The 18,691-nt window shown below is 60.9% G+C and carries 16 protein-coding genes; 3 read left to right on the top strand and 13 right to left on the bottom strand.

Annotated elements, in window-relative coordinates:
* Window positions 1–2 precede the first annotated feature (2 nt).
* The 3 genes from atpA to ACR0JN_RS00320 all read right to left on the bottom strand — a co-directional run bounded on the left by atpA (window position 3) and on the right by ACR0JN_RS00320 (window position 3,147).
* On the bottom strand, window positions 3–1,541 hold the full coding sequence (gene atpA, locus ACR0JN_RS00330) for a F0F1 ATP synthase subunit alpha (protein ID WP_480816772.1): 1,539 nt from the start codon (window positions 1,539–1,541) through the stop codon (window positions 3–5).
* Complete coding sequence (locus ACR0JN_RS00325; protein ID WP_480883355.1) at window positions 1,542–2,102, bottom strand: F0F1 ATP synthase subunit delta; 561 nt, start codon at window positions 2,100–2,102, stop codon at window positions 1,542–1,544.
* Window positions 2,103–2,412: 310 nt separating this feature from the next.
* Entirely contained in the window at window positions 2,413–3,147 is a 735-nt protein-coding gene (locus ACR0JN_RS00320; RefSeq protein ID WP_480816774.1) for a class I SAM-dependent methyltransferase, read from the bottom strand.
* Between the two features lie 61 nt (window positions 3,148–3,208).
* Here ACR0JN_RS00320 and gloB point away from each other — a divergent pair, with 61 nt between their 5' ends.
* Both gloB and clpA read left to right on the top strand, forming a co-directional pair.
* Complete coding sequence (gloB, locus tag ACR0JN_RS00315) at window positions 3,209–3,976, top strand: hydroxyacylglutathione hydrolase (protein WP_480883353.1); 768 nt, start codon at window positions 3,209–3,211, stop codon at window positions 3,974–3,976.
* A 174-nt stretch (window positions 3,977–4,150) separates the two neighbouring features.
* Complete coding sequence (gene clpA / locus ACR0JN_RS00310; RefSeq protein ID WP_480816776.1) at window positions 4,151–6,475, top strand: ATP-dependent Clp protease ATP-binding subunit ClpA; 2,325 nt, start codon at window positions 4,151–4,153, stop codon at window positions 6,473–6,475.
* A 70-nt stretch (window positions 6,476–6,545) separates the two neighbouring features.
* Here clpA and ACR0JN_RS00305 read toward each other — a convergent pair whose 3' ends face one another.
* From ACR0JN_RS00305 to ACR0JN_RS00290, 4 genes are all read right to left on the bottom strand, one after another.
* Window positions 6,546–7,148, bottom strand: a complete 603-nt coding sequence (locus ACR0JN_RS00305; protein WP_480883351.1) for a histidine phosphatase family protein — start codon at window positions 7,146–7,148, stop codon at window positions 6,546–6,548.
* A gap of 4 nt (window positions 7,149–7,152) precedes the next feature.
* Window positions 7,153–8,895, bottom strand: a complete 1,743-nt coding sequence (locus ACR0JN_RS00300) for a peptidoglycan -binding protein (protein ID WP_480883349.1) — start codon at window positions 8,893–8,895, stop codon at window positions 7,153–7,155.
* A 3-nt stretch (window positions 8,896–8,898) separates the two neighbouring features.
* Window positions 8,899–10,080, bottom strand: coding sequence for a biopolymer transporter ExbB (locus ACR0JN_RS00295; protein ID WP_480883348.1), 1,182 nt, complete (start codon window positions 10,078–10,080; stop codon window positions 8,899–8,901).
* Window positions 10,081–10,149: 69 nt separating this feature from the next.
* The gene (locus ACR0JN_RS00290) at window positions 10,150–10,680 is read right to left on the bottom strand and encodes a gamma-glutamylcyclotransferase (RefSeq protein WP_480883346.1); all 531 of its coding nucleotides are present in this window, start codon (window positions 10,678–10,680) and stop codon (window positions 10,150–10,152) included.
* A gap of 67 nt (window positions 10,681–10,747) precedes the next feature.
* Between ACR0JN_RS00290 and ACR0JN_RS00285 the strand changes: the two genes are divergently transcribed.
* Window positions 10,748–11,749, top strand: a complete 1,002-nt coding sequence (locus ACR0JN_RS00285) for a DUF2125 domain-containing protein (protein WP_480883344.1) — start codon at window positions 10,748–10,750, stop codon at window positions 11,747–11,749.
* Here the strand turns inward: ACR0JN_RS00285 and ACR0JN_RS00280 are convergent.
* The 6 genes from ACR0JN_RS00280 to ACR0JN_RS00255 all read right to left on the bottom strand — a co-directional run bounded on the left by ACR0JN_RS00280 (window position 11,746) and on the right by ACR0JN_RS00255 (window position 18,591).
* Window positions 11,746–12,600 (bottom strand): extensin-like domain-containing protein, encoded by an 855-nt coding sequence (locus tag ACR0JN_RS00280; protein WP_480883342.1) that lies wholly within the window; start codon window positions 12,598–12,600, stop codon window positions 11,746–11,748. The two genes, ACR0JN_RS00285 and ACR0JN_RS00280, sit on opposite strands and share 4 nt — an antisense overlap.
* Window positions 12,600–13,517, bottom strand: a complete 918-nt coding sequence (locus ACR0JN_RS00275; RefSeq protein ID WP_480883340.1) for a prephenate/arogenate dehydrogenase family protein — start codon at window positions 13,515–13,517, stop codon at window positions 12,600–12,602. The genes ACR0JN_RS00280 and ACR0JN_RS00275 overlap by 1 nt, the downstream gene beginning before the upstream one ends.
* Window positions 13,514–14,599: a histidinol-phosphate transaminase gene (hisC, locus tag ACR0JN_RS00270; RefSeq protein WP_480883338.1), complete on the bottom strand. Its 1,086-nt coding sequence runs from the start codon at window positions 14,597–14,599 to the stop codon at window positions 13,514–13,516. The genes ACR0JN_RS00275 and hisC overlap by 4 nt, the downstream gene beginning before the upstream one ends.
* Window positions 14,600–14,800: 201 nt before the next feature.
* Window positions 14,801–15,421 carry a 30S ribosomal protein S4 gene (rpsD, locus tag ACR0JN_RS00265; RefSeq protein WP_480816786.1) on the bottom strand — a complete coding sequence of 207 codons (621 nt, stop codon included), beginning with the start codon at window positions 15,419–15,421 and terminating at the stop codon, window positions 14,801–14,803.
* A 255-nt stretch (window positions 15,422–15,676) separates the two neighbouring features.
* Window positions 15,677–16,123: a hypothetical protein gene (locus ACR0JN_RS00260; protein ID WP_480883336.1), complete on the bottom strand. Its 447-nt coding sequence runs from the start codon at window positions 16,121–16,123 to the stop codon at window positions 15,677–15,679.
* Window positions 16,124–16,308: 185 nt separating this feature from the next.
* The gene (locus ACR0JN_RS00255) at window positions 16,309–18,591 is read right to left on the bottom strand and encodes an adenosylcobalamin-dependent ribonucleoside-diphosphate reductase (protein ID WP_480883334.1); all 2,283 of its coding nucleotides are present in this window, start codon (window positions 18,589–18,591) and stop codon (window positions 16,309–16,311) included.
* Window positions 18,592–18,691: the final 100 nt, after the last annotated feature.

Raw genomic sequence — 18,691 nt, 5'->3', positions numbered from 1 at the left:
TATCAAGCGAAGGTCGCGGCGTATTCGTCGATCGCTGCCTTGATCTTGTCGGACGCGTCACCTTTGACCTTCGGGTCTTCGTCGGTGATCCACTGAAGCAGGTCGGCATGTTTGCCGCGCAGATGCGCCAGCAGGCCGGCCTCATAGCGGCCAACGTCAGATACGTCGATCTTGTCGAGGTAACCGTTGGTGCCCGCAAAGATGACGCAGACGATTTCCGCGTTGGTCAGCGGCGAATACTGCGGCTGTTTCATCAGTTCGGTCAGGCGCGCACCACGGTTCAGCAACTGCTGGGTCGCGGCGTCGAGGTCGGAACCGAACTGCGCAAAGGCCGCCATTTCGCGGTACTGAGCCAGCTCCAGTTTCACCGGACCAGCAACCGATTTCATCGCATCGGTCTGAGCCGAAGAGCCCACACGCGAAACCGACAGACCGGTGTTCACAGCAGGACGGATGCCCTGATAGAACAGTTCGGTTTCAAGGAAGATCTGACCGTCGGTGATCGAGATCACGTTGGTCGGAATAAAGGCCGAAACATCACCACCTTGGGTTTCGATAACCGGCAGAGCGGTCAGCGAGCCTGCACCGAAATCTTCGTTCAGCTTCGCCGAACGTTCCAGCAGGCGCGAGTGGAGGTAGAAAACGTCGCCCGGATAGGCTTCACGTCCGGGCGGACGGCGCAGCAGCAGCGACATCTGACGATAGGACACGGCCTGTTTCGACAGGTCATCATAGATGATCAGCGCGTGGCGGCCATTGTCGCGGAAGTATTCGGCCATGGCGGTTGCGGCATATGGTGCCAGGAACTGCATCGGCGCCGGGTCGGACGCGGTTGCGGCCACAACGATCGAGTAATCAATCGCGCCGGACTCTTCCAGCTTTTTCACCAGCTGCGCAACGGTCGAACGTTTCTGACCAATCGCGACGTAAACGCAGTACAGTTTCTTCGACTCGTCGTCGCCTGCTGCGTCGTTATAGACTTTCTGGTTCAGGATAGTGTCCAGAGCAACGGCGGTCTTGCCGGTCTGACGGTCACCAATGATCAGTTCCCGCTGGCCACGGCCAATCGGGATCATCGCGTCAACCGATTTCAGGCCGGTTGCCATCGGCTCGTGCACCGATTTACGCGGGATGATACCCGGCGCTTTGACATCTGCAACGCCACGCTTGGACGCATTGATCGGGCCTTTGCCGTCCAGCGGGTTGCCCAGACCGTCAACAACGCGGCCCAGCAGCTCATCCCCGATCGGAACGTCCACGATGGAGTTGGTGCGCTTGACGGTGTCACCTTCTTTGATGTCACGGTCGGAGCCGAAGATAACGACACCGACGTTGTCGCTTTCCAGGTTCAGCGCCATGCCCATGATGCCGCCGGGGAATTCGACCATCTCACCGGCTTGCACGTTGTCCAGGCCGTATACACGGGCAATCCCGTCACCGACGCTCAGCACGCGGCCGATTTCGGCCACTTCGGCTTCCTGACCAAAATTCTTGATCTGGTCCTTCAGGATTGCAGAAATCTCTGCAGCTTGGATTCCCATTTATCCGACCTCTTTCATTGCATTCTGTAGGGAGTTCAGCTTCGAACGGATCGAGCTATCGATCATTTTCGAGCCCACTTTAACGACAAGACCGCCGATGAGGCTTTCATCAACGGTCGCATTGATTGTCACGGTCTTGCCCACACGCTCGGACAGCGTTTTGGACAGTTTATCCAGTTGAGTCTTGGTCAGCGCCTTGGCCGAGGCGACATCGGCGGTCACTTCGCCACGCTCTTCGGCCAGCATGTCGCGCAGAACCTGCACCAGTTGCGGAACCACAAACAGACGGCGCTTCTGTGCCATCAGCCCCAGCGTGTTGCGCAGGATCGGGTTCAGGCCCATCGAGTCAGCAATTGCGGTGATCGCGCCTTCCTGTTCGGCGCGCGAAACCAAAGGCGAGGCGATCAGGTCGCGCAGTTCGGCGCTGTCACCCAGGGCTGCCGCAAGATCGTTGATGCCGGATTCCAGACCTGCAAGGTCTTTATTCTCTTTGGCGATCTCGAAGATCGCTGTGGCATAGCGTTCCGCAATGCCAGTGGAAATCGAAGCTGGTTCGGACACGTCCACCCTTCCGATATTTGAGGCCCCGAAAGTGTGTAGCGGCCGCTACCCGGGGCGTGAGGAAACCCCGTCCTGAAAGGGCGGGGATCAAAATCACCGGGGATGTAGCAGAGCCGAACCCAGCTAGCAATATATTATCACGGTGGAAACGTTATCCACAAAATGTTTGATTTCAGATGGTTAGCAAGGGTGCGACCCTTTTATCCGCTTGGCGGGCGCGAAAAATGTTACCGAAGTGTAGGTTTTTGCGATTCCTGCGACCGTTTTCCCGCATTTTTTCCGTCAAAGGCGGTGAAAATCTACGAAAGCTTCACGCGGGCTTCAGCACCCCATCTAGTGCCTTGATCGGGCGACGCTGGGTATCTTTTGTAACACTGCCGCTGGGCGGGCGGATGTGTTTGCTGACCTCGACCATTAGCACGCCGCCCGCCATGATCGTTGGCAACTTCTGTCCCGTTTTCTCGATCAGACCACTGGATTTCAGCCAGAAACGGCGGAAGGATGGCGGCAGGTACAGGGCGGAACAATGGGTTTCGGGCAGGAAGTGATGCGCCCTAAGCTGGTTTTCCAACTGAGACGCGGAATAGGGGCGACCGAAGCCAAACGGCGTCCGGTCTGTCCGCGACCACAGGCCCGCACGGTTTGGCACCACAAACAGCGCCCTGCCCCCCGGCCCCAGCACGCGCCAGCATTCGTCCAGCAACTGGCTGGGCCGCCCCGAGGTTTCCAGCCCATGCATCACCACCAGCTTGTCCACATGGCCGGTTTCAATGGGCCAGCGCGTCTCCTCGGTCAGCACAGATACGTTGGGCATGCCTGCGGGCCACGGCATCACACCCTGTGGCCCCGGCATCAGCCCAATGACCCGCCGTGCATCTGCCAGATAGGGCCGCAGCAACGGCACAGCAAAGCCAAAGCCCGCAACGGTCTGGCCCTTGGCCTCGGGCCACAGCTTGACCAGCCGACCGCGGATCGCCGCCTGCGCCGCACGACCCAATGTGCTGCGGTAGTAAAAATTCCTCAGATCCTGCACATCAAGATGCATTGCGGACACCCGGTCAATCGGCTTAGCTGGGCGCAGTCTAGCAACGAAAGGGCAAAAGGCCATGCCTCTTGAGATCGTCACTATCCCCTGTCTCAGCGATAATTACGCCTTTCTGGCGCATGATGCCGCCAGCGGCGACACCGCACTGATCGACGCGCCCGAGGCGGGGCCGATTCTGGCCGAACTGGACAGGCGCGGCTGGAGGCTGTCGCACATGCTTTTGACTCATCACCATTGGGATCACGTGGACGGTCTTGCAGGGATTTTGGAAAAGCAATCGGCCAAGGTGATCGGTGCCGCCGCTGATGCCCACCGCCTGCCGCCGCTGGATCAGCAGGTGAGTGAGGGCGATACATTCGAAATCGGGGGCGAGCCGGTCGGGGTGCTGGATGTTTCGGGCCACACGGTCGGTCACGTGGCATATTACATGCCCAAAAGCGCTGCCGTTTTCACCGCTGATAGCCTGATGGCCTTGGGTTGCGGCCGCTTGTTCGAGGGTACCGCGCCGCAAATGTGGGCCTCGCTCGGCAAGCTCGCTGCCCTGCCAGACGAAACAATCGTGTGTTCTGGTCACGAATACACACAATCCAACGGCAAATTTGCCATCACAGTCGACCCCGACAACGCCGCGCTGCAGAAACGCATTGATGATATTGCGCGCGCCCGTGCAGCCGGAGAGCCCACGGTTCCGTCCTCTCTGGCGTTGGAAAAGGCCACGAACCCGTTTTTGCGCGCAAAAGACTTGGCGATTCAGGCGCATCTGGGGATGGAAAATTCTGACCCTGCGTCAGTTTTTGCGGAAATTCGAGCGCGAAAGGACCGGTTTTAATGCACAAATGCCCCTCTTCACGGTCACGGTCACAGGAAATTAGACTGTCAAGAGGAAGAAAACCCTTGAAGCCGCGCCACGATCAACCAAACTCTAATAGTATGAGGACATGGTTGGGATGGGGTTCCGGCCAAAAACCCGCCCCCTTCTGACCCAAGACAGAGGAGCACCCGCGTGCCTTCATTCTCGAGCACACTGGAACAAGCCATCCACGCGGCCCTGGCGGCTGCGAATGAACGGCGACATGAATTCGCGACGCTGGAACATCTGCTGCTGGCGCTGCTGGAAGAACCCGACGCGATCCGGGTCATGAAAGCCTGCAGTGTCGATCTGGACGAATTGCGCAGCACGCTTGTCGAGTTCATTGACGAAGACCTGTCAAATCTGGTCACCGATATCGACGGCTCCGAAGCGGTGCCCACAGCCGCCTTCCAGCGGGTCATTCAACGCGCCGCGATCCATGTGCAAAGCTCGGGCCGGACCGAAGTGACCGGGGCAAACGTGCTGGTTGCCATCTTCGCCGAACGCGAAAGCAATGCCGCTTATTTCCTGCAGGAACAGGACATGACCCGCTATGACGCAGTGAATTTCATCGCCCATGGCGTGGCCAAGGACCCGGCTTATGGCGAAAATCGCTCGGTCTCGGGTGCCGATCAGGTGGAAGAAGAGGTTCAGGCCAGCACGGGCGAAGGCGAGCAAAAGGAAAGCGCGCTCGGCAAGTACTGCATCGACCTGAACGCAAAATCCCGCGCGGGCGACGTTGACCCGCTGATCGGCCGCGCCGATGAGGTTGAGCGTTGCATTCAGGTCCTGTGCCGCCGCCGCAAGAACAACCCGCTGCTGGTGGGCGATCCGGGCGTGGGCAAAACCGCCATTGCCGAAGGTCTGGCCCATAAGATCGTGGCCGGTGAGGCCCCGGATGTACTGGCCCATACGACGATTTACTCACTGGATATGGGCGCGCTTCTGGCCGGAACCCGCTATCGCGGCGATTTCGAAGAACGCCTGAAAGCCGTCGTGACCGAGTTGGAAGATCACCCCGACGCAGTGCTGTTCATTGACGAGATTCACACTGTGATCGGTGCTGGCGCGACATCCGGCGGGGCCATGGACGCATCGAACCTGCTGAAACCTGCCCTGCAGGGTGGCAAGCTGCGCACGATGGGCTCGACCACATATAAGGAATTCCGCCAGCACTTTGAAAAAGACCGCGCGCTGAGCCGCCGGTTCCAGAAGATCGACGTGAACGAGCCTTCGGTCGAGGACAGCGTGAAGATTCTGCGCGGCCTCAAGCCCTATTTCGAAGAGCATCACGAGATCAAGTATACCGCAGACGCGATCAAAACCGCCGTGGAACTGTCGGCCCGCTACATCAACGACCGCAAGCTGCCTGACAAGGCCATCGACGTGATTGATGAGGCTGGTGCGGCTCAACATCTGGTCGCGGAAAGTAAACGCCGCAAGACCATCGGCGTGAAAGAGATTGAGGCCGTGGTCGCTAAGATCGCCCGCATTCCACCCAAGAACGTCACCAAGGACGATGCCGAGGTTCTGAAAGACCTCGAAGCCTCGCTGAAACGGGTGGTGTTCGGTCAGGATCTGGCGATCGAGGCGCTGTCGAGCGCAATCAAGCTGGCGCGGGCTGGTCTGCGTGAGCCCGAAAAGCCCATCGGCAACTACTTGTTCGCCGGCCCCACCGGTGTGGGCAAGACCGAAGTGGCAAAGCAACTGGCCGATACCCTGGGTGTGGAACTGCTGCGCTTCGATATGTCAGAGTACATGGAGAAGCATGCGGTTTCGCGTCTGATCGGCGCGCCTCCGGGCTATGTCGGGTTCGATCAGGGCGGTTTGTTAACCGACGGTGTCGACCAGCACCCGCATTGTGTGCTGCTGCTGGACGAGATCGAGAAAGCCCACCCGGACGTGTTCAACATCCTGCTGCAGGTGATGGACCATGGTGAGCTGACCGATCACAACGGTCGCACGGTGAACTTCCGCAACGTTGTGCTGATCATGACCTCGAACGCAGGCGCGCAGGAACAGGCCAAGGCCGCCATCGGCTTCGGTCGCGACCGTCGCGAGGGCGAGGATACCGCCGCGATTGAACGCATGTTCACGCCGGAATTCCGCAACCGTCTGGACGCGGTGATCTCGTTCGCGCCGCTGCCGAAAGAGGTCATCCTGCAAGTGGTCGAGAAATTCGTCCTGCAGCTTGAGGCGCAACTGCTGGATCGCGGTGTGACCATCGATCTGACCCCGAAAGCCGCCGAATGGCTGGCGGACAAGGGCTATGACGACAAGATGGGTGCCCGTCCGCTGGGCCGCGTCATTCAGGAACACATCAAAAAGCCGCTGGCCGAAGAGTTGCTGTTTGGCAAACTGGCCAAGGGCGGTGTGGTGCGTGTCTCGGTCAAGAAAGGCGAGTTGAATCTGGAGATTCTGGGCCCGGACCAGCGGCGTATTCCGGGTGACAAACCTCCGCTTCTGACCGCGGACTAGGGTTACCCCGGTACTGACATTGAAAGCCCGCTGTGTAACCAGCGGGCTTTTTTTTTCAGGATGCTGACGGTTAGCGTGCTGCCAAGTCCTCCATTGGCCGCCAGCCGTGTAATGGCTTCCTGTCCTGCGCTCTGAACTGAAACCAGTTACCGCCGCCTCCGGGACCCTGATCATGTTTCCTGTCAATCGGCACACCGGCCAAAGCGCAGAACAGCAACGTCCCAACGCCGCCATGGCCCACAAACAAAACGTCCCCCTGCCCCGGCTGCGACAGGCACTCTGACACCGCCCGCACGATGCGCGCCTGCGCGTCGGAGGCCGTTTCCCAGCCGCGTATGCTGTCATCGGGATTGGCAAAGAACTGATCGGCCACAGTTTCCAACTCATCCGGCGGCAGAAAGCCCGTCGCGCTGCGGTCATTTTCATGCATGTCCAGGCGGATTTCGAACTCTACCCCCAATGCATCAGCCAGCGGAGCAGCTGTTTCGACGGCCTTTGTCTCGGCGCTGCTGATGATCCGCGTTGTCCCTTCTAGCGCGCCCAGGTTTTGCGAGAGAAATGCAACACGAGACCTGCCGGTTTCGTTCAGCGACCAGTTCGGTATGTCAACGGACTGATCAATCCGCACCTGCGGATGGCTGAGATACCGAACGACGCGCTGATCCGCCGCCACAACCCTATCTTTCCGTCAGTTTCAACTCAATCCGTCGATTCTGCGCCCGCGCCTCGGGCGTGTCTGCGGGATTGACCGGCTGGAATTCTCCGAACCCGTTCGCCGCAAGGCGGTTTGGAGGAATGCCCAGCGCATCGACCATGTAGCGTACCACCGACAGGGCGCGGCCTTGGCTGAGTTCCCAGTTGTCCCTGTAGCGCCCCGATCCGGCCAGCGGCACGTTGTCGGTATGCCCGTCGACCCGGATAACCCAGTTCAGGCCGGGCGGAATTTCTGCCGCCACGGTGCGGAGGATATCGGCGACCTTGGCGACCTCCTGCCGGCCCTCGGGGGACAGGATCGCCGAGCCGGTGGCAAACAGCACCTCGGACGAAAACACGAACCGGTCGCCTTCGATCCGCACGCCCTCCTGATCGCCCAGAACATCGCGGAGCCTGCCGAAGAATTCCGACCGGTAGCGCTGCAGATCCTCGGCCTGCGCCGTCAGTTCCTGATTTTGACCGACCAGCGCTTCGGCCTCGGCCTCCAGCCGCTTGCGCTCGGCCTCTTCCAGCAGGCGGCGGCGGCGCTCTTCCGAGGCGGCACGGGCCAGCGCGGCATTCAGGTCCTGACCCAAGGTCTGGATCTGCACCTCGGCGGCGGCATTGCGTTCTTCGAAATCATCCAGAAGCGCTTGCAACGATCCCAACTGACCGCGCAGGGCCGCGACCTGTTGGTTCAAAAGCGCGGCCTCACGCTGCGCTTCCTCTGAAATCGCTTTCTCATCGGACAACGTGTCGCGCGCAACAGCCAGCAGTGCATCGCGTTGCGCGGCCAGCGCCGTTTGCGCGTCCGCCTCGGCCTGAGCCTGCGACTGAGCTTCTAGCGCGGCCTGCAGTTGCGCCTTCAATTCTTCGGCGTTCAACTCCCCGAACTGCCGTTCCAACTCGGCCTTCGCGGCCTGCGCAGCGGCCAGCAGGGTTAACGTATCTTCAGCCTCTTGCCGCTGCGCTTCCAAGGCCAGCGTCATCGCGGTCAGTTCCGCATCCGCGTCCTGCAGGCGGTTGCGCAGGTTTTCGGCGGCGGCGGCTTCGGCCAGCCGTGCGGCCTCTTCATCCGTTAGCTGTTGTTCCAAATCGGCGATCTGCGCGGCGCGATCTTCACCGCTTTGTTCCAGATCGGCCACCAAGGCTTCCAGCGCCTCGCGGCGGGCGGCGGCCAGACGGGCAGCCTCGGCTTGTGCATCAATTTCATCGCGACTTTGCGCAAGGGCCAAGTTCAGCGCTTCCTGCTCGGTCAGTAGCTGTTCCCGCTGGGTCTCCAAAGCGGCAATGTCACCCAAAGCCCGTTCCTGATCGGCCAACAAAGCGGCCACTTGCGCTTCGAAATCGGTGATGCGGGTTTGGGCCTGATCCAACGCGGCGGCCTGACGGTCCCGTTCGACCGTCAACGAAGAAATCAGCGCCTGCGCCTGTGCCAGATCGTCTTCGGCCTGCGACAGGGTGGTGTTCAGCGCGCCAAGCCGCGCCTGCAACCGGCTGTTTTCCCGTTCTTCCAGCCCCAGCGCCCCGGCAAGGGCGGTAATCTCATCGGCAAGGGTGGTCAGTTCATCCTCCTGCCCCGAGATGGTTTCGCGCAGCACAAACTGGATCACCATGAAGATGGTCAGCACGAAGGTCAGCACCATCAGCAGCCCAGTCATCGCATCCACGAATCCGGGCCAGACCGAGCCCTGGAACCGTTGACCTGTGCGGCGGGACAGGGCCATGAGTTATTCTCCGTCCGGCGTACTGCGCACGGCGCCACGCGGCAGCGTCAGCGCCTTGACCAGCAATTCGATATCCTTGCGGAATTCGTTCATGCTCTCCTGCCGACCGGCCGAGATTTCTTCGAGGATGCGCAGCAGTTGCACGTCCATCGAGCGCAGGCGCATGCGGCTTTCGGCATCAATCCCTTCGCCTGCGCCGTGATCGCGCATGTGATCCAGCAGAGCGTCCTGTCCCAAGGCCACCCGCTCCAGCGCAGCGGTAACATCTTCGGTCTCCGACTGCCGTGTGTTCATCTGGCCGATCACATCAACCAACTGACCCAGCTTGGCCGAGACCTCGGCCCGGTCCAGTTCCTGCGCCGAAAACAAGTCCTGCAACGCATTCATCTGTTCCGACATCGCGTCAAGAACCGGGGTCAGAACCTCAAGTTCGGGCCCTGCGCCATCCTCAACACCGGCAAAGCCGACGCGGGTGATCGAGGACAGCCATTCCTCAAGCTCGCGGTAGAAGCGGTTCTGGCCATGCCCGGCGAACAGCTCCAACAGGCCCACGATCAGCGAGCCCGCAAGCCCGAGCAGAGACGAGCCGAACGCAACGCCCATGCCCTGCAACTGCGCCTCAAGCCCCGTCATCAGGCGGTTGAAGACGGCCAGACCTTCCTCGCCCTCCTGCGGGTTCAGGCTGCGGATCGTGTCGACAATGGCCGGGACCGTGGTGGCCAGACCGAAGAATGTACCCAAAAGGCCCAGATAAATCAGGACATTGGTGATGTAGCGCGTGATCTCACGCTCTTCCTCGACCCGTTCCGCGACAGAATCCAGAATGGACCGCGTCGAGGTGCTGCTGATCTGCGACCGCGCGCCCCGTTCGCGCAGCAGCGAGGCCAAGGGCGCCAATAGCTGCGGCGTGCGGGCGTCTTCGCGCACCACTCCGCCGACGAAGGCCTCGATCCAGCGGACCGAGCCGATCAGTTGCCCGACCTGATAGAAACAGGCGAACACGCCAATGACGAAGACCAGCAGGATGAAACCGTTCAGATACGGGTTGGCATAGAATACCGGCAGCACGTAGGGAAGCGCCATGAACACCCCAAGCCCTGCAAGGCCAATTGCGACCAACATCATCACAATCTGACGAATGGGATGCGAGAAATGGGGTCTTACGCCCTGTCGTGCCTGCGCCATGCGCGTGGTTCCCGGTACTTGCCTGCTCTGGCCCGAATCTAGCGAAGTTCCGCCGGTGACGCCAAGGGTTTATGCGGTAAGGGTCCGCACCCGTTGCGACAACCACTCAAGATCGGGATCGCGCAGCCCGATCTCGGCCAGATGTTCGGCGGTATTGTACAGATATTCGGTGTTCGGCCCGCGCCCGCCCACCGCATGGGCGATGATCTGGGCCTGCTCTTCCAGCGGTATACCACCGCAATACTGCACATGGTCCGCGTCGATGACATAGGTCACCGCATTCACCACCTCACCGTTGGTCAACTCCACATCCAGCATCTTCTCGACATAGGCCGACGAGATCAGTTCGCGCTCGCGCAGTTCCTGCAGGGTCCGGTCCTCATGCCCGGCCTCGACCGCCAGCGCCAGGCCGGTGCAATGGGCATCTGCCTGCTCGTCCAGCGCCAGCACGAGGCCCGGATTTTCCTCGGTCCCGCGATGGTGGATGGAACTCATGCAGAAGGACCGCGCGTATCCGTGCAGTGTCGCGTGTTCGCTGCGCGCCACCGGGAAACCCGGATTCCACAGCAGCGATCCATATCCGAAAACCCACATCGTCATTGCACTGGTCCTTGCCCGTTTGGGCCTATAAACATCAATTTCAGGGCAGGAAAAAGGGCCATTCCTCATGCGCCGACTGATACGCGTGTTCATTTTTGCAGCCGTCGCATGGAGCGCTTACTGGTTCATCGCCGGATACGGGCTGCGCAATGCCATCACCGGATGGTTCGACCAGCAGCAGGCGCAGGGCTGGCAGGCCGATTTCTCAGACGTCGCCACCGCCGGGTATCCCACGCATCACACGACTCGCCTGAACAACCCGGCTCTTGCGGACCCGGTCACCGGCACCGCGTGGAGCGCAGACTGGATCGAGTTCCAAAGCCCCGCCATCTGGCCCGGGCGGCAGGTGTTACGCTTTGCCGACACGCCCCAGCGGCTGTCGTACTTCGACCAAACCGCGACGATTACGGCGAACGACCTGACCGCCGAGTTGCAACTGCAGCCCGGTGTCGCGCTGGTTGTGGAGAAATTGGCCCTAACCGCTGGCCCTTGGTCCGTCACCGAAGAAACCGGCCCCGTCGCAGCCGGTGAAACCTTTGGCCTGGTGATGGAGCAGACGGCCCAGCCCGAGGCCTATGCCATCACCGCCGAAATGGACGGCTTCGCGCCCGGCGAGGATTTGCGCAGGCTGATGCGCTCGGCCACGACCCTGCCGCAGGCGTTCGAGGCGCTGGAACTGGATATGCTCGCAACCTTCGACAAGCCCTGGGACCGCAGCGCGCTGGAACAGGGTCGCCCGCAGCCGGTCGCCATCGACCTGAAACTGGCCGAGGTCAAATGGGGCGAGTTGCGCCTGTTTGCGACGGGCCATCTGGACGTTGATGCACAGGGCATCCCGACCGGCGAGATCGCGGTAAAGGCCGAAAACTGGCGGGACATGATCGCAATGGCCAACGCGGCGGGCGCTTTGCCGGATCAGGCGGTAGACCCTGTGACAACGGCGCTGAACTTTCTGGCAGGTCTTGGCGGCAACCCGAACGCATTGGACGTGCAGCTGAATTTCCGCGATGGATTCGTGGCTTTGGGTCCGATCCCCTTGGGCCCTGCCCCGCGCCTGATCCTGCGTTAGCGGCAGTAAGGTCCGGTGCGGTAGCGCGCCGTATCCAGATGGAAATGGTCGCGGTGATACCGATCCGAATTGGGGCCCAGCACCGTGCCGAACGGCCCGCAGGCCCCGCGCCAGATCTTCTTGAGTTGCTTTTGCGAAGGGTTCTTGCGCCAGCCGTCATAGACGGTGACAACCTCTCCGTCCGCCATCACGAAGCCCGAGATATCGATGGCGCGGCCCTTGCCATGTTCCGACACCCGCGCGCCCTTGCGGTTGTTGCGGGTCCGGCAGGCGTAGTGCGCCGCCACCTGTAGCTGTACCACTGGCCCACGCCGTTTGAAGGTCGGTTTGACCGTTTTGTCGACCCATTTGTTTAGCGCAATGGCGGTGCCGCAATCCATCGTCGAAGGGCGGCTGAGTTGAACGCCTGAGACCGAGGTGATCTGCACCGCATCCTTGACCCCGCACGCCTTGATCCGCCCCGGCACTTTGCCGACCGGCTTGCCCTGAATATCAATATCCCCGCAAACCGACCCCTTGCGCAGTTTGCGTTTCTTGAACAGCACCTGCTGCTCCAGCGATTTGGGCCGCATGTAAGGCATCAAAGAGGTATCAGGGCCGAGCAACGGCAAATCTGCCGGGCGCGCGGCAACGGCCTGGATTTGCGGTGAATCCGGGCGCGTTTCTGGTCTGATCTTTGCGGTGATCGCCGGCGGTTCTGCCGTGGGAAGCGCTGCCGAAGCCAGCGCCAAATCCGAATAATCAACTGGACGCGCAGCGGGGATCAAAGACTCTTCCAGAGGCGCGGCCTGACCCGTTGCGGCGTAAAACACCGCCAAACCGATCAGAAACCGCCCCCAAAGCCCTGTCATCAGCTTGATTTCCCCCGTCCGAAATCGGGGGCATCCGTATCCTGCCCCGCGTCGATGATGCCGCGCCGGATGGCGCGAGTACGGGTGAAATAGTCGAAAAGATGGTCGCCGTCACCTGTTCGAATGGCGCGCTGCAGGGCAAAAAGTTCCTCAGTAAAGCGCCCGAGGATTTCCAGCGTCGCGTCTTTGTTGGTCAGAAACACGTCGCGCCACATGGTCGGGTCAGATGCAGCGATCCGGGTGAAATCACGAAAACCGGCGGCCGAATATTTGATCACCTCGGTATCCGTCACCCGGCGCAGATCATCGGCCACGCCAACCATCGTATAAGCGATCAGGTGCGGCGCATGAGAGGTCACGGCCAGAACCAGATCGTGGTGATCCGCGTCCATCTCATCGACATAAGACCCCATCCCTTCCCACAGCGCGCGCAGGCGAGAAACGGCCTCGGGGTCCGAGCCTTCGACCGGGACCAGCAGGCACCAGCGGTTGTCGAACAGTTCGGCAAAACCGGACTCCGGCCCCGAATGCTCGGTCCCCGCCAGCGGGTGCGCGGGGATGAAATGCACACCCTCGGGAATATGTGGAGAGACGTCCTGAATAACATGCCGCTTGACCGAACCCACATCCGTGACCGTCGCGCCGGGCTTCAGCGCCGCCGAAATCTGGCTGGCGACCGCGCCCATCGCGCCGACCGGAACACACAGCACAACCAGATCGGCCCCGTCGACCGCCTCTTGAACCGTATCGCAGACCCTGTCGCACAACCCGATGCGGCGGGCGGTGTCGCGTGTGGCCTGAGACCGGGCATAGCCGGTGACCTCGCCCGCCAGACCGGCGCGTTTGATGGCCCAGAACATGGACGAGGCGATCAGGCCCAGCCCGATCAGCGCCACGCGGTCGTAAATCTGGCTCATGCAGCGCCCCCTTTGAACGTGGTTATGGCCGCAACCACTCGGCGGCAGGCCTCTTCATCGCCCACGGTGATCCGCAGGGCATTCGGCAGGTTGTAGCCCGCAACCCGGCGCACAATCAAACCCTGGGTTTTCAGGTAATCATCGCAGGCCTCGGCCTCGGCCTGATCGGCAAACCGCGCGAGGATGAAATTGGTGCAGGACGCATCCGAGGGTACGCCGATTTTCGCCAGTTCCTCGGCCAGCCAAGCCCGCAGGCGGGCGTTCTCGGACTGGCAAAAGGACAGAAACTCGACATCGTTCACCGCTGCTTCAGCCGCTGCCAGAGCGGTCAGCGACAAGTTGAACGGCTGGCGCACGCGGTTCAGCACGTCGATGATCGGCTGTTGGGCATAGCCCCAGCCAACCCGCATGCCGCCCAGACCGTACACTTTCGAGAATGTCCGGGTCATGATGACGTTCTCATGCCGGTCGACCAGAGCCGCGCCGCCATCGAACCCATCCACGAATTCGGCGTAAGCACCGTCTAGAACCATCAGGGTTGTGTCCGGCAAGCCTTGAGCCAAACGCTCCAATTCCGCATCCGAGATCATTGTCGAGGTCGGGTTGCCCGGGTTGGTGACAAACACGATCCGTGTCTTGCCTGTCACCGCGTTCAGGATGGCGTCCACATCGACCTTGCGGTCGCGTTCGGCCACCATGACCGGCGTAGCCCCGGCCATCCGCGCGATGATCGGGTACATGGAAAATCCGTGCTCGGTGTAGATGACCTCATCCCCCGGCCCGGCATAAGCCTGAGCAATGAATTGCAGCACCTCGTCACTGCCGACGCCGCAGACGATCCGTGCGGGATCAAGCCCGTGCCGCGCCCCAATCGCCGCGCGCAGGCTGGCATGGTCAGTGCCGGGATAGCGATGCAGGGTGGCCGCGCTTTCACGCGCCGCCTCAATCGCCTTGGGGCTGGGACCAAACGGGTTTTCGTTCGAGCTGAGCTTGATCACATGCTCCACCCCCGCCACCTTCGACTGGCCGCCCTGATACAGCGCGATATCCATAATGCCGGGTTGTGGGGTGATCTTGGTCATGAAAGGCTCCGTTGATTGCGCCCCTCATACCCGCCTCAACGCCTTGAGAAAAGCGGCAATTCCGTCATGCCGTTTTGAAGCAGGACGTTGCCGGGTTCGGAATGGTTTCCCGGGCATCGCCCGCGGCCTGACCCGCACCGCAAAAGGAAAAGGCCGCACCCGAATGGCGCGGCCTTTCCAAATTCGAAACGTCGGCGAAGATTAGTTCTTCGCGTAGAATTCGACGACCAGGTTCGGCTCCATCATCACCGGGTAAGGCACATCGCCCAAGCCCGGTGCGCGCACGAAAGTGGCAGTCATTTTGGAGTGATCGGCGTCGATGTAATCCGGCACATCACGCTCGGCCAGGCCAACAGCTTCCAGAACAACGGCCAGTTGCTTGGACTTGTCACGCACTTCGATCACGTCGCCTTCTTTGACGCGGTAGCTGGGGATGTTGACCCGCTTGCCGTTCACTTTGACGTGGCCGTGGTTCACGAATTGACGTGCTGCAAAGACGGTCGGCACGAACTTGGCGCGGTAAACGACGGCGTCCAGACGGCGCTCCAGCAGACCGATCAGGTTTTCACCGGTGTCGCCTTTGACACGCTCGGCTTCGGCATAGATGCGGCGGAACTGCTTCTCGGTCAGATCGCCATAGTAGCCTTTCAGCTTCTGCTTGGCGCGCAACTGCAGACCAAAGTCCGACAATTTGCCCTTGCGGCGCTGGCCGTGCTGGCCGGGGCCATATTCACGACGGTTGATCGGGGATTTCGGACGACCCCAGATGTTTTCGCCCATCCGGCGGTCAATTTTGTACTTGGCAGACGTGCGTTTGGTCACGGCTGATCTCCTTCGTTGTGGTCGAAGGCGCTCCCCTGCTAAGGGAGTAGGTTAGCGCCTACTATGAAGGGCGTTGTCCTCTTGAGGTTTCCCCCATGACAGGCATCCCCTTGCGGGGGCCACCAACACCAATGAAGCCGCGCTTATATCCGCCGATTGTGCAGAGTCAACAGGCCGCGCCGGACAACGGCATATTTTTATGAGAAACAAGCGGCGCGGCCAGCGCCCCCTATTCACATCCCGCCTAAGTGGTCGTTACTGAGCCGGAAAGGCGATGACTGTAGACCGGCTTTCCATAGCGGGGTTTTGCCCGGCCGCAATTTCGGTGATCTCGCTAATCCAGAAATCCTGATGCCGCGGCGGGCAGGTTCCTTCGAAAACCAAAACCGGATCGCCGCCGTCCGCGTCCGCAATCAGATCCGCGCTGAATCGCTGCGCCCCGTTTGACAGGGTAACGGTCCCGACAATCTGTCCCGAGGGTTCACGGCCCCCCAGCACTTCGCCGCTGGTCCGGGCCACAACGCCGCCGGCTGTCCCCGCCTGCTCAAGGTTCTGGCTACAAGCAGCAGCCAACGCCACCGCCTGCCCTCGCCACGACCACGCAGCACCAACGGCCATAAAGGCCAGAGGCGCAGCCTCGAGCCCGTCAAGTTCCGTTTGTTTCCAAGAAATGGCTATACGACCGTTTGATCCGGTTCTCATTTGCCTGCTCGCACCTTTTGACTGCCCACCACTTACTCACATTCTACTATCAGTCCCGATTCCGGCGGAAAAGAGACCGAAATGCAGCAATCAGATGAATGTTGCAGAAGTGAATCAGAAGGCTGGACCGGTCTAAGACTAACGCGTTGAAAACTGGTCCTTCGCCTGTTTTTTGAGCTACCGCCCTAGCCGCATTTCGAATGCCCACAACTGCGGCAGGTCATGCAGCCCTCAATCATCACCATGTCAAACTGGCCGCAGGACGGGCACGCCTTGCCGCGCGGGGCGTCCATGTTGACCACCTGCGCCTGCGGGTCGGATTTCAGGCCCATGCCCTCACCTTCCAGAAAGCCGATGCTGATCATATGCTGCTCGATCACGCCGCCAATCGCGGCCAGGATCGAGGGGATATACTTGCCCTTCACCCAGGCCCCGCCGCGCGGATCGAACACGGCTTTCAGTTCTTCCACGACGAAAGAAACATCCCCGCCCCGACGGAACACGGCCGAGATCATCCGGGTCAGCGCCAGAGTCCACGCGTAGTGCTCCATGTTTTTTGAGTTGATGAACACCTCGAACGGGCGACGGCGACCTCCGTGGACGATATCGTTGATCGTCAGATAGATGGCGTGCTCGCTGTCGGGCCATTTCAGCTTGTAGGTCGAGCCCTCAAGCGCCTGCGGGCGGTCCAGCGGCTCGGACATGTAGACAACCTCACCGCCATCGACCTGATGCGGGGCATCAGCGCTTTCGCCCGGTGCCTTATCGTCGCTTTCCGAGACTGTCAGGACCGAGCCGGTTACATCGTTGGGACGGTATGTGGTGCAGCCCTTGCAGCCCTGATCCCAGGCCTGCATGTAGACATCCTTGAAGGCGTCAAAGCTGATATCCTCGGGGCAGTTGATCGTCTTGGAAATCGAGCTGTCGATCCATTTCTGCGCCGCCGCCTGCATCTTCACATGGTCAGAGGGGGACAGCGTTTGCGCATTGACGAAATAGTCCGGCAACTCTGTGTCGCCGAACTTGTCGCGCCACATCTGCACGGCATAATCCACGACCTCTTCCTCGGTGCGCGAGCCATCCTTTTGCAAAACCTTGCGCGTATAGGCATAGGCAAAGACCGGCTCGATCCCCGAAGACACGTTGCCTGCATACAGGGAAATCGTCCCCGTCGGCGCAATCGAGGTCAGCAGCGCGTTGCGGATACCATGTTCGCGGATCGCATCGCGCACATCGTCATCCATCTGCTGCATGGTGCCACTGGCCAGATATTTCTCGGCGTCGAACAAGGGAAACGCCCCCTTCTCCTTCGCCAATTGCACCGAGGCCAGATAGGCGGCGCGGGCGATACTGTGCAACCAGCGCTCGGTCTGACGCGCCGCCTCGTCGGACCCATAGCGCAGGCCCAGCATCAGCAGCGCATCCGCCAAGCCGGTCACGCCCAGCCCGATGCGACGCTTGTCCTGCGCTTCGGCTTCCTGCTCGGCCAGCGGGAATTTCGACGCGTCCACCACGTTGTCCATCATCCGCACCGAGGTTGCGACCAATTCCTGCAGCGCTGCCTCATCCAGATGCGCGGCGTCCTCGAACGGTTCGGCCACCAGACGCGCCAGGTTGATCGAGCCCAGCAAGCAGGCACCGTAAGGCGGCAGAGGCTGCTCGCCACAGGGGTTCGTGGCCGCGATGGTCTCGACATAGCTCAGGTTGTTGGCCGCATTGATCCTGTCGATGAAGATCACGCCCGGTTCGGCATAGTCATAGGTGGCCTGCATGATCTTGTTCCACAGATCCCGAGCCTGAACGGTGTGATAGACCTTGTCGCCAAACACCAAATCCCACGGGCCATCGGCCTTGACGGCCTCCATGAACGGATCGGTCACCAGCACCGACATGTTGAACATGCGCAAGCGGGCCGGGTCGGATTTGGCGGTGATGAACTGTTCGATATCCGGGTGATCGCACCGCATGGTCGCCATCATCGCCCCCCGGCGCGAGCCCGCGGACATGATCGTGCGGCACATCGCGTCCCATACATCCATGAACGACAACGGCCCCGAGGCATCCGCCGCCACACCTTTCACATCCGCGCCCCGCGGTCGGATGGTCGAGAAATCATAGCCGATCCCGCCGCCCTGCTGCATCGTCAAAGCGGCCTCTTTCAGCATGTCGAAGATGCCGCCCATGCTGTCGGGCACGGTGCCCATGACGAAACAGTTGAACAGGGTCACCTGACGCGCGGTGCCTGCGCCTGCGGTGATGCGCCCGGCTGGCAGGTATTTGAAATCTTCCAGCGCCGCATAGAACTTTTCTTCCCAATGGGCCGGATCATCCTCAACCCGCGCCAGATCGCGGGCAATGCGCCGCCAGCTATCCTCGACCGTCTGGTCGATGGGCGTGCCATCCGCCTGTTTGAAACGGTATTTCATGTCCCAGATCTGCTCGGCGATGGGGGCGGCAAAGCGGCTCATTGGTGATTCCCTGTGCTGACGAAGGGATACAGGCTAACACCCACAATACCTTGATGACAATCTCGCATGAGCTACAATGACTAGATAGTCGATGGACGAC

Source organism: Ruegeria sp. G12 (assembly GCF_056533565.1).
Note: the sequence above shows the minus strand (reverse complement) of the source record. Positions and strands in the feature narration are given on the sequence as shown.

Bases quoted from the DNA above. Each gene is read 5' to 3' on its own strand.
- atpA (WP_480816772.1), bottom strand. From the start codon at position 1,541: ATGGGAATCCAAGCTGCAGAGATTTCTGCAATCCTGAAGGACCAGATC.
- ACR0JN_RS00320 (WP_480816774.1), bottom strand. From the start codon at position 3,147: ATGCATCTTGATGTGCAGGATCTGAGGAATTTTTACTACCGCAGCACA.
- gloB (WP_480883353.1), top strand. From the start codon at position 3,209: ATGCCTCTTGAGATCGTCACTATCCCCTGTCTCAGCGATAATTACGCC.
- ACR0JN_RS00300 (WP_480883349.1), bottom strand. From the start codon at position 8,895: ATGGCCCTGTCCCGCCGCACAGGTCAACGGTTCCAGGGCTCGGTCTGG.
- ACR0JN_RS00295 (WP_480883348.1), bottom strand. From the start codon at position 10,080: ATGGCGCAGGCACGACAGGGCGTAAGACCCCATTTCTCGCATCCCATT.
- ACR0JN_RS00290 (WP_480883346.1), bottom strand. From the start codon at position 10,680: ATGACGATGTGGGTTTTCGGATATGGATCGCTGCTGTGGAATCCGGGT.
- ACR0JN_RS00285 (WP_480883344.1), top strand. From the start codon at position 10,748: ATGCGCCGACTGATACGCGTGTTCATTTTTGCAGCCGTCGCATGGAGC.
- ACR0JN_RS00280 (WP_480883342.1), bottom strand. From the start codon at position 12,600: ATGACAGGGCTTTGGGGGCGGTTTCTGATCGGTTTGGCGGTGTTTTAC.
- ACR0JN_RS00275 (WP_480883340.1), bottom strand. From the start codon at position 13,517: ATGAGCCAGATTTACGACCGCGTGGCGCTGATCGGGCTGGGCCTGATC.
- hisC (WP_480883338.1), bottom strand. From the start codon at position 14,599: ATGACCAAGATCACCCCACAACCCGGCATTATGGATATCGCGCTGTAT.
- ACR0JN_RS00260 (WP_480883336.1), bottom strand. From the start codon at position 16,123: ATGAGAACCGGATCAAACGGTCGTATAGCCATTTCTTGGAAACAAACG.
- ACR0JN_RS00255 (WP_480883334.1), bottom strand. From the start codon at position 18,591: ATGAGCCGCTTTGCCGCCCCCATCGCCGAGCAGATCTGGGACATGAAA.